Origin of the sequence: Streptomyces sp. WAC 04229 (assembly GCF_003947455.1) — a bacterium.
Lineage (GTDB): Bacteria > Actinomycetota > Actinomycetes > Streptomycetales > Streptomycetaceae > Streptomyces.
The window spans coordinates 1-10419 of the sequence record NZ_QHJH01000238.1 but is presented as its reverse complement, the minus strand read 5'-3'; the positions used below and the strand labels follow the sequence as shown (position 1 = coordinate 10419).

Here is a 10419-nt window from a genome sequence, read left to right as displayed (position 1 = left end):
TCGCTGGCCGCCCCGGTGGCCTCCCCGCCCGCCGCGCAGCCGGCCCTGGCCCCGCCGGCGCAGACCGCGCCCATCGCCGAGATCGCCCCGGCCGCCGTACCGCGCCAGGGGCAGGGGCGGCCCGACCCGTACGACGCGGGGCTCAAGGTCCGCCGCGAAGTGCTCGGCGACGCGCACGTCGACCGGGCCCTCGCGCAGGCCGACGAGTTCTCGGGGGACTTCCAGGAATTCCTCACCCGCTACGCGTGGGGCGAGATCTGGGACCGGCCGGGACTGGACCGGCGCTCCCGCAGCTGCGTCACGCTCACCGCCCTCGTCGCCGGCGGGCACACGGACGAGCTCGCCCCCCACCTCAGGGCCGCCCTGCGCAACGGCCTCACCCCGGCCGAGATCAGGGAAGTGCTGCTCCAGGCGGCCGTCTACTGCGGCGTACCGGCCGCGAACGGCGCCTTCCGGGTCGCGCAGCAGGTCATCCGTGAGGAGACGACACCCCCGGAGTGAGGGCGCAGGATGGAGTCATGAAGCTCACCAAGAAGTCGCACGCCTGCGTCCGCCTCGAAAAGGACGGGCGGACGCTCGTCCTGGACCCCGGTGGGTTCAGCGAGGAGGACGCCGCCCTCGGCGCGGACGCCGTTCTCGTCACCCACGAGCACCCCGACCACTTCGACGAGCGGCGGCTGCGGGCCGCGATGGAGGACAACCCGGCCGCCGAGATCTGGACGCTGAAGTCCGTCGCGGAGAAGATCTCGGCGGCGTTCCCGGGCCGCGTGCACACCGTCGGCCACGGCGACACGTTCACCGCCGCCGGATTCGACGTCCAGGTCCACGGCGAGCTGCACGCCGTGATCCACCCGGACATCCCGCGCGTCACCAACGTCGGCTTCCTCCTGGACGGCGGCAGGGTCTTCCACCCCGGCGACGCGCTCACCGTCCCCGACCGGGCGGTCGAGACGCTGATGCTCCCCGTCATGGCCCCCTGGAACAAGATCGCCGAGGTCATCGAGTACGTCCGTGAGGTGAAGCCGCAGCGCGCCTACGACATCCACGACGCGCTCCTCACCGACCTCGCCCGCCCGATCTACGACCGGCAGATCGGCGAGCTGGGCGGCGCCGAGCACCTGCGGCTGACCCCGGGCGACTCCGCGCGGCTCTGAGGCCCCACGGCCCGGGGCCGGGTTGTCAGTGCCGCCGGGTAGGTTGTGAGACATGCGCATCGCGACCTGGAACGTGAACTCGATCACCGCCCGCCTGCCGAGGCTCCTCGCCTGGCTGGAGAGCAGCGGCACCGACGTGCTGTGCCTCCAGGAGGCCAAGGTCGCCGAGGCACAGTTCCCCTTCGACGAGCTGCGCGAGGCGGGCTACGAGGCCGCCGTACACGCCACCGGCCGGTGGAACGGGGTGGCGGTGCTCTCCCGGGTCGGCCTCACCGACGTGGTCAAGGGCCTGCCCGGCGACCCGGGCTACGAGGGTGTCCAGGAGCCCCGCGCGATCTCCGCCACCTGCGGTCCGGTCCGCGTCTGGTCGGTCTACGTGCCCAACGGCCGCGAGGTCGACCACCCGCACTACGCCTACAAGCTCCAGTGGTTCGAGGCGCTGCGCGCGGCCGTCGAGGGCGACGCCGCCGGCGACCGGCCGTTCGCGGTGATGGGCGACTACAACGTCGCGCCGACCGACGACGACGTCTACGACCGCGCCGCCTTCGAGGGCGCCACCCACGTCACCCCCGCCGAGCGCGCCGCCCTCGCCTCCCTGCGCGGGGCCGGCCTGTCCGACGTGGTCCCGCGCCCGCTGAAGTACGACGTCCCGTTCACGTACTGGGACTACCGCCAGCTCTGCTTCCCCAAGAACCGCGGCATGCGCATCGACCTGGTCTACGGGAACGAGCCCTTCGCCAAGGCCGTCACCGACTCCTACGTCGACCGCGAGGAGCGCAAGGGCAAGGGCGCCTCGGACCACGCGCCGGTCGTGGTCGACCTCGACGTGTGAGCGCGCCGGGCCTGCGCGCCCTGTGGTGCGCGGGGCGGTACGAATGACAGTGTGGAGGTATGAACTTCCCCTTCCTGGGCAGGCGGCGCGAAGATCCCCGGGCGCATGACGCCGAGGGCATCGGCGAGCTGCTCGCCGACTGCGATCTGCTGCGTTCGCAGGCGTCGCGGGAGGGGGTCCGACTCGACGACTCCGCAGTCTCGTTGGAGCAGTTGGACCAGATCCTGCCGCGCTGGCGCGGCGACGAGGAGATCCAGACCTGGCTGGGCAACGACGCGGGTCTGTACCTCGGCACGGTGATCGTGCGGACCGTCCCCGGAGCCCTCTGGGCCATCCGGTCCGACGGTCAGCCTGTCGTCCGGCTCGCCTCCGGCCGGGAGTTCGACGTGGTGGCGTCCGGGCACGCGTGGGCGGCGGACGGGGTGCCCGAACTCTCCCAGCTGTACGGCGAAGTCGCCGAGGCGTGAATCCTCAGCCCGATAATCGCCTTAAAAGTGGCTAATGCCCGAATGGTGCGTGTCGTTGGCATGTGTGCCGTTTGTCTCGGTACGTTGCTGTGGTCAGGGCACACGAACGGCCAGGGGGAATCGCAGAGTGCAGCCGGAGATCACTGCTCGCGCTCCACGGCGGACACCGCGCAAGGGTGTCCGCGGGCGAGGAGAAGGTCAGCTGCACACACCCCCTAAGCCCGTTGGGAGTTGCGGGGCGTCGGTGCCGGTGTCGGCAGGGGGCTGGTCGCCGCCCGGGTGACGTCCCCCACGAGTTCGACGACGTCCGGGCCGTACGCCTGAGAGTTGACCACCTTCAGCAGCAGCACGAAGGAGCTGGTGCCGTGTTTGCGGGCCAGCTTCTCGTGGTGCCGGGCGAGGTAGCGGGTGGCGGCCTGGTTGGTGATCGCCCGCTGTCCGCAGAACAGGAAGGCGGGCCGGGCCTCGCGCCGGTCCCCGGCGGTGAGGCGGGCCAGCAGGACGTACTCCGTGGTGCCCGCGTCCAGTCGGTAGCGCTCGCCGCCGATCTGGAAGGCGCCGCGGTCCGGACCGGGCTCGGGGTCGACGTTGACCCGCACCCCGGGCAGCATGGCCGCCATGTGGGCGACCATGCGCCGGTTCGAGCCGGGGCCGCCCACGCAGAACTCCGTGCGCTCGCCGAAGCCCTGCCCGACCATGTCCTGCGTGACCACCTGCATGTGCGCGCCGCAGTCCTTGATCAGTGCCGCCAGCTCCAGCAGCGCGAAGACGTCGAAGCGGTGGACCGCCGGTTCGGAGGCAGCCGGGTCCCGGTTGACGACCAGCAGCGACTCGGAGCTGTCCGGCAGCCCGAAGAACGCCTGCTTGCGGCGGAGTCTGCGCTTGGACAGGTACGTGCGGGTGAACCAGCCCAGTGCGGCGCTGATGCCCGCCGCGACCACGCCCAGGACGATGTTGCGTACGTCGTCAGTCATGGGCGCGCATGCTAGCGGGCGTCGGCGTACCCGTGTTCGACGGGCCGCCGGGCCCCCCGCTCAGGAGGCGGCCCTTGTGCTCCTGACGCGGCCATGACGATCAACTAAGCTGCCCGAACGGCCTTTCCCTGGAGGTGCGGATGCGTCGCCCTGTCGCACGGAATCTGACGGTCCTGGCGGTCTCGGCCGCCGTGGTGTCGGTGGGGGCCGCGGCGCCGCCCACGCCCCACGGCAGCCCCGGCGCCCCGAAGACCCCGGTCGCCGTCGGGTACGGGGGCGCGGTCGCCAGCGTCGACCCGGACGCCTCCGCCGCCGGCATCGAGGTGCTGCGCAAGGGCGGCAACGCCGTCGACGCCGCCGTGGCCACCGCGGCCGCGCTCGGTGTCACCGAGCCCTACTCCGCCGGGGTCGGCGGCGGTGGGTACTTCGTCTACTACGACGCCGAGTCCCGCACGGTGCGGACCATCGACGGCCGCGAGACCGCGCCGCTGACCGCCGACGAGCAGCTCTTCACGGAGAACGGCAAGCCGATCGCCTTCGCCGACGCCGTCAGCAGCGGCCTCGCCGTCGGCACCCCCGGCACGCCCGCCACCTGGCAGGCGGCCCTCGACAAGTGGGGCAGCCGGGGGCTCGCCTCCGTGCTCGGGCCCGCCGAGCGCCTGGCCCGGCAGGGCTTCACCGTCGACGACACCTTCCGCTCCCAGACCGCCGCCAACGAGCAGCGGTTCCGCTACTTCCCGGACACCGCGGAACTGTTCCTCCCCGGCGGGCAACTCCCCGTCGTCGGCTCCACGTTCAAGAACCCGGATCTGGCCCGCACCTATAAGGAGCTGGGCCGTGAGGGCGTCGACGCGGTCTACCGCGGCGAACTGGGCAAGGACATCGTCGACACCGTCAACGAGCCGCCCGTCGACCCGGACTCCGGCTGGAACGCCCGCCCCGGCGACCTGTCCGCCAAGGACCTCGCCGCCTACGAGGCCAAGTTCCAGGCGCCCACCCGGACCTCGTACCGCGGGCTGAACGTGTACTCCATCGCGCCCTCCTCCTCCGGCGGCACCACGGTCGGCGAGGCGCTGAACATCCTGGAGCGCACCGACCTCTCCGAGGCGAGCAAGGCGCGGTACCTGCACCGCTTCATCGAAGCCAGCCGCATCTCCTTCGCCGACCGCGGCCGCTGGGTCGGCGACCCCGCCTTCGAGGACGTACCGACGAAGGAACTGCTCTCGCAGCGGTACGCCGACTCGCGCGAGTGCCTGATCAAGGACGACGCGGCGCTCACCAGCCCCCTCGCACCCGGCGACCCCCGGCACCCCGCCGCCTGCGCGGCCGGCGGCAAGGCGGCGCCGACGACGTACGAGGGCGAGAACACCACGCACCTGACCGTGGCCGACAAGTGGGGGAACGTCGTCGCCTACACGCTCACCATCGAGCAGACCGGCGGCAGCGGCATCACCGTGCCCGGCCGTGGTTTCCTGCTCAACAACGAGCTGACGGACTTCTCCTTCGCCCCGGCGAACCCGGCCGTCCACGACCCGAACCTGCCCGGGCCCGGCAAGCGCCCGCGGTCCTCGATCGCCCCCACCATCGTCCTGGACCGGCACCACGAGCCGGTCGTGGCGGTCGGGTCGCCCGGCGGGGCCACCATCATCACCACCGTGCTCCAGACACTCACCGGCTTCATCGACCGCGGGCTGCCCCTGGTGGACGCGATCGCCGCCCCGCGCGCCAGCCAGCGCAACGCGGCCCAGACCGAACTCGAACCCGGCCTCTACGACAGCGGGTTGCGGGAGCGTCTCGAGGCGCTCGGGCACTCCTTCAAGGAGAACCCGGAGATCGGCGCCGCGACCGGCGTGCAGCGGCTGCCGGGCGGCAAGTGGCTGGCCGCCGCCGAGAAGGAGCGGCGCGGCGGCGGCTCGGCGATGGTGGTGCGGCCCACGCGGCAGCGGTAGCGCGGATCAGAGGTCGGGGACGGGCCGCTGCGGCGTGCGGAACGCCAGCCGCCCGTCCTCGACGTCGACCGTCACCCGGCCGCCCTCCGCGACCCGGCCGTCGAGCAGCAGCCGGGACAGCTCGTTGTCGACCTCGCGCTGGATGGTGCGGCGCAGCGGACGGGCGCCGTACTCCGGCTGGTAGCCCCGCTCGGCGAGCCAGTCCACCGCCGCGTCGGTGAAGTCGACGGTGATGCCCTGCGCGCGGACCATGCGGCGGGTCTGCTCCAGGAGCAGGCTGGTGATCTGCCGCAGCTGCTCCCCGCTGAGCTGCCGGAAGACCACGATCTCGTCGACGCGGTTCAGGAACTCGGGCCGGAAGTGCTCGCGCAGCGGACGCAGCACCTGCTCGCGCCGCGCCTCCTCGTCCGCCTCCGCGCCGCCGGACCCGAAACCGATGCCCGCGCCGCGCCGGGTGATCACGTCGGAGCCCAGGTTGCTGGTCATCACGACGACCGCGTTGGTGAAGTCCACGGTCCTGCCCTGCGAGTCGGTCAGCCGGCCGTCGTCCAGGACCTGGAGCAGGATGTTGAAGACGTCGGGGTGCGCCTTCTCCACCTCGTCCAGCAGGAGCAGCGAGTACGGGTGCCGGCGCACCACCTCGGTGAGCTGACCGGCCTCCTCGTGCCCCACGTAGCCGGGCGGGGCGCCCACCAGGCGGCTGACCGTGTGGCGTTCCTGGTACTCGCTCATGTCGAGGCGGACCATCCGGTCCTCACTGCCGAACAGCGCCTCGGCCAGCGCCCGGGCCAGCTCCGTCTTGCCGACACCGGTCGGGCCGAGGAAGAGGAAGCTGCCGATCGGCCGGTCGGGGCTGGAGAGCCCGGCGCGCGAGCGCAGCACGGCGTCGGAGACGACCCGCACCGCCTCCTCCTGGCCGACCACGCGTTCGTGCAGGTGGGACTCCAGCCCCAGCAGGCGGTCCTTCTCCTCCTGGGTGAGGCTGCTGACCGGGATGCCGGTCTGCCGGGACACCACCTCGGCGATGGACTCGGTGCCGACGACCAGATTCAGCCCCTCGTCGGCCTCGCCGGCGCCGTCGGCCTCGGTGATCCGCTGCTTCAGCTCGCCGATCCGGTCGCGCAACTGGGTCGCCTGCTCGTACTGCTCGTCCGCGACCGCCTGGTCCTTGTCCCGGAGCAGCTGGTCGACCTCGCGCTCCATGGCCCGCACGTCCGTGCCCTTGGTGCGCGCCCGGAGCCGGACGCGGGCGCCCGCCTGGTCGATCAGGTCGATCGCCTTGTCCGGCAGCCGGCGGTCGGTGAGGTAGCGGTCGGACATCTGCACGGCCGCCACCAGCGCCTCGTCGGTGTAGCGGACCTGGTGGTGGGCCTCGTAGCGGTCCCGCAGGCCGCGCAGGATCTCGATGGCGTCCGCGGGGGTGGGCTCGGGCACCAGGATCGGCTGGAAGCGGCGGGCCAGCGCCGCGTCCTTCTCGATCCTGCGGTACTCCTCCAGCGTGGTGGCGCCCACGACGTGCAGCTCACCCCGGGCCAGCGCCGGCTTGAGGATGTTCCCGGCGTCCATCGAACCGCCCTCGCCGCCACCGCCGGCGCCGACCACGGTGTGCAGTTCGTCGATGAAGATGATCAGCTCGTCGGAGTGGGCGCGGATCTCGCCGACGATGTTGTTCATCCGCTCCTCGAAGTCGCCGCGGTAGCGGGTGCCCGCGACCACGCCGGTCAGGTCCAGGGCGACCACGCGGCGGCCGAGCAGCACGTCGGGGACGTCGGCGTCGGTGATGCGCTGCGCCAGCCCCTCCACGACGGCGGTCTTGCCGACGCCCGCGTCACCGATCAGCACCGGGTTGTTCTTGCCGCGGCGGGAGAGCACCTCGACGGTCTGCTCGATCTCGTCCTCGCGGCCGATCACCGGGTCGATCCGGCCCTGCTGGGCCAGGTCGGTGAGGTCGCGGCCGTACTTGTCCAGCGTCGGCGTGTTCGTGGCCCGCGCGCCCTCGGGGCGGGCCTTGCCGGCGTCCGGCGCCTCCGCGGGCAGGCCGGAGGGCGCGAACCGGGCCGCGTTCAGGATGTGCCCGGCGGCCGAGTCCGGGTTGGCGGCCAGGGCGCTGAGCACGTGCTCCGGGCCGATGTACCCGGTGCCAGTCGTCCGGGCCAGTTCGTGCGCGTCCAGCAGCGCCCGCTTGACGGCCGGGGTCAGCGAGAGCGACGTCGGCGGCGGGGCCTCGCCCGGCGCGTGCTGCGCCGGGCCGGTCCGCTCGTCGATCTGCGACGCCAGCGAGTCGGGGTCGGCGCCGGCGCGGCTCAGCAGGCCCCGGGTCGGTTCGGTGGCGAGCGCGGCCCGCAGCAGGTGCTCCGTGTCCAGGTCCCGGCTGCCGTGTTCGGCCGCGTACTGGGCGGCGCCGCGCACCAGCTCCCGGGCCGGCTGGCTGAGCAGCCTGCCGATGTCGATCTGCCTGGGCTTCGGCCCGCCGAAGAAGCGTGCCAGGAATTCCGCGAACGGGTCGCCCTCCGGGCCCATGAAGCCGCTGGTCATCGTTTCCGGTCCTCCGCTGCTTCGCTGATCGGCGTACCGGGGCCGGGTAACCCGGTCGGCGTGCGCTCATGCCCCAACATGACACGTTCTGTGCCGGTGGGCATGTCCGCGGAGGCGGGCGGACCCCGGGCCGGGCCTACCGGAGCTGGAGGGCGTCCCGTGCGGTCAGGACGCGCGGGCCGCTGTCCGTGACCGCCACCGTGTGCTCCACGTGCGCCGCGCGTGAGCCGTCGTTGGTGCGCAGGGTCCAGCCGTCGGCGGCCGCGTGGTAGTCGTCCCGGCCGCCGGCGATCAGCATCGGCTCGATGGCGAGAACCATGCCGTGCCGCAGCGGGAGTCCGTGTCCCGGCCGGCCCTCGTTGGGCACGCCCGGGTCCTCGTGCATCCGCCGGCCGATGCCGTGGCCGCCGAAGTCGTCCATGATGCCGTAGCCGCCCGCCCGGCACACCGTGCCGATCGCGTGCGAGATGTCGCCGATGCGATTGCCCACGACGGCCGCCGCGATGCCCGCCGCGAGCGCCCGCTCGGCGGTCTCGACCAGGGCGAGGTCCGCCGGGCGCGGGGTCCCGACGACGAAGCTGATCGCCGAGTCGCCGGCCCAGCCGCCGAGCGTGGCCCCGCAGTCGAGTGAGACGAGGTCGCCGTCGCGCAGCCGGTAGCCGTCCGGGATGCCGTGCACGATCGCGTCGTTGACCGACGCGCAGAGGACGGCCGGGAAGGGGGTCGGCGCGAAGGAGGGCCGGTAGCCGAGGAACGGGGAGCCCGCTCCCGCCTCCTTCAGTACGCCGTGCGCCACCTCGTCCAGTTCCAGCAGGGAGACGCCCACCGCGGCCGCGTTCCGGGCCGCGGTCAGGGCGCGGGCGACGACCTGGCCGGCCGTGTGCATCGCTTCGATCGATGTGTCTGTCTTGAGCTCCACCATGCCAATTACTATACCGGTATTTGAATTGGTCCCGGTACGGGAAGCCGGTATTACAATGCCGGTATGGTGCGCACCCCCCTGACCCCCGAAGAGCGCGAGCGCGGCGAGCGGCTCGGCCGGCTGCTGCGGGAGGCCCGCGGCGAGCGGAGCATGACGGAGGTCGCCGCCGAGGCGGGCATCTCCGCCGAGACGCTGCGCAAGATCGAGACCGGCCGCGCGCCGACCCCGGCGTTCTTCACGGTGGCCGCGCTGGCCCGCGCGCTCGGGCTGTCCATGGACGAGCTGGCCGGGCTGTGCGTCCTCGCCGGGGTGTGAGGGTGCGGTGACGCCCCTGGTCGAAAACTCCCTGTAGCGGCGCCGTAACACGGCTGGTGTTCCCTACGTGACCGGACGGACCGGAGTCCTCCGGTCGGGCGGGAGTCGAACCATGGCCGTGGAACAACTGCCGGGTCGGGTCTGGGACTTCACCCGGTACCTGACCGGACTGCTGACGCGCCTGGACCAGGGCGCCGGCTGGTGCGGGGTGTTCTGGCAGCGCGACCCCGAGGGCATACGGGCCTGTCTCGACGGGCGTGAGATCCCGCCCTGGGACGTGGTGGAGGCGCTGCTCCAGGACCTCGCCGGCCGGTACGGTGCCGCTGCCGCGGAAGCCGAGACGGGGCCCGCCCGCGCCCTGCACGCCGCCGCGCTCGCCGCGTACGACTCCCTGCCGGGCGCGCGCGACGCCCTGCGGGACCGGCTCGACGTGATGCTCCGCGAGCAGCGGTACGCCGCGGAACGCGAGACCCGGCTGACCCGGACGCTGTCCCACCCCGACACGGCCCCGGAGACGGCCGCCTCCCTCCGGCTCGACCTCGCCTGGGCCCACGACGACCACACCCGGGCAACGGCCCGCTGCACCGAACTCCGAGCCCGGCTGACGGCACTGGACGCCGTCCGGCGGGGGAGCGGAGGCATCCGGGAGGACGGCGCCCCACCGACCCCGGTGACCGGCCCCACGCACCCCGGTCCACCGGGCGCCGACGCCTCCGCCCGCACGGCAGGGCCCGAGATCCCGGCCTCCGCCTTCCACGCGTCCACGCCCGGGGGTGTGTCCCGTGGGCCGGGGGGCGTCGGCCCCGCGCACCCCCTCGCGCCCGTTGCGGAGCCCGAGGAAGCCGCCTCCGCCTTCGGCACGTCCGCGCCCGGGGGTGCGTCCGGGAGGCCGGGGGAGGACGCTCTCGCGCGCCGCCCTGCGGCGATCGGCGACTCGGCCTTCGGCGGGCCCGCGCCCGGGGGTGGTGTCTCCGGGGGCCGGGCGCCGGGGCCGCTCCCGCCGCGCCCGCCGGAGGCCCCGTCCCGCTCCCCGGGGTCCGAGGACTCCGCCTCCGCCTTCGGCGCCCCCGCGCAGCGCTCCGCGCCCACCGAGCCGCGCGAGGGTCCCGCCGCCTACGGCACGTCCGCGGCCGATCGCGTGTCCCGGACGCCCGCGAACACGTCCCGGATGCCGAGGGACGGCACCCACGCCTACGATTCCGCGCCACCGGCGGACCCCGCACGCCTTCCTGGCGCACCCACGCCCACCACCCCGCCCGAGAACCCCGTAC

At 73.5% G+C, this 10419-nt stretch carries 9 protein-coding genes and 1 pseudogene; 7 read left to right on the top strand and 3 right to left on the bottom strand.

The window, feature by feature from the left end; all coding sequences use genetic code 11:
• The 4 genes from pcaC to DMH12_RS34550 all read left to right on the top strand — a co-directional run.
• Nucleotides 1–501: 4-carboxymuconolactone decarboxylase (gene pcaC, locus DMH12_RS34565; RefSeq protein ID WP_125495287.1), on the top strand; the 501-nt coding region annotated here is incomplete at its 5' end.
• Nucleotides 502–518: 17 nt separating this feature from the next.
• Nucleotides 519–1154: an MBL fold metallo-hydrolase gene (locus DMH12_RS34560; RefSeq protein WP_125495286.1), complete on the top strand. Its 636-nt coding sequence runs from the start codon at nucleotides 519–521 to the stop codon at nucleotides 1152–1154.
• Nucleotides 1155–1206: 52 nt separating this feature from the next.
• A complete protein-coding gene (locus DMH12_RS34555) occupies nucleotides 1207–1986 on the top strand; it encodes an exodeoxyribonuclease III (RefSeq protein WP_125495285.1) in 780 nt (259 codons plus the stop codon).
• Nucleotides 1987–2045: 59 nt separating this feature from the next.
• On the top strand, nucleotides 2046–2453 hold the full coding sequence (locus DMH12_RS34550; RefSeq protein WP_125495284.1) for a DUF6278 family protein: 408 nt from the start codon (nucleotides 2046–2048) through the stop codon (nucleotides 2451–2453).
• A 215-nt stretch (nucleotides 2454–2668) separates the two neighbouring features.
• Here DMH12_RS34550 and DMH12_RS34545 read toward each other — a convergent pair whose 3' ends face one another.
• A complete protein-coding gene (locus tag DMH12_RS34545) occupies nucleotides 2669–3427 on the bottom strand; it encodes a hypothetical protein (RefSeq protein WP_125495283.1) in 759 nt (252 codons plus the stop codon).
• 140 nt (nucleotides 3428–3567) lie between these two features.
• On the opposite strand from DMH12_RS34545, the gene ggt reads away from it, so the two are divergent.
• The gene (ggt, locus tag DMH12_RS34540) at nucleotides 3568–5376 is read left to right on the top strand and encodes a gamma-glutamyltransferase (RefSeq protein ID WP_125495282.1); all 1809 of its coding nucleotides are present in this window, start codon (nucleotides 3568–3570) and stop codon (nucleotides 5374–5376) included.
• Between the two features lie 6 nt (nucleotides 5377–5382).
• On the opposite strand, the gene DMH12_RS34535 is transcribed toward ggt, so the two are convergent.
• Together DMH12_RS34535 and map are read right to left on the bottom strand one after the other, a co-directional pair.
• Nucleotides 5383–7911, bottom strand: coding sequence for an ATP-dependent Clp protease ATP-binding subunit (locus tag DMH12_RS34535; RefSeq protein ID WP_125495281.1), 2529 nt, complete (start codon nucleotides 7909–7911; stop codon nucleotides 5383–5385).
• A gap of 136 nt (nucleotides 7912–8047) precedes the next feature.
• Nucleotides 8048–8833, bottom strand: a complete 786-nt coding sequence (gene map, locus DMH12_RS34530) for a type I methionyl aminopeptidase (RefSeq protein WP_125495280.1) — start codon at nucleotides 8831–8833, stop codon at nucleotides 8048–8050.
• A 63-nt stretch (nucleotides 8834–8896) separates the two neighbouring features.
• Here map and DMH12_RS34525 point away from each other — a divergent pair, with 63 nt between their 5' ends.
• Together DMH12_RS34525 and DMH12_RS39320 are read left to right on the top strand one after the other, a co-directional pair.
• Nucleotides 8897–9148: a helix-turn-helix domain-containing protein gene (locus DMH12_RS34525; protein WP_125495279.1), complete on the top strand. Its 252-nt coding sequence runs from the start codon at nucleotides 8897–8899 to the stop codon at nucleotides 9146–9148.
• A 112-nt stretch (nucleotides 9149–9260) separates the two neighbouring features.
• Nucleotides 9261–10419: pseudogene (locus tag DMH12_RS39320) on the top strand (hypothetical protein); the annotation flags it as partial.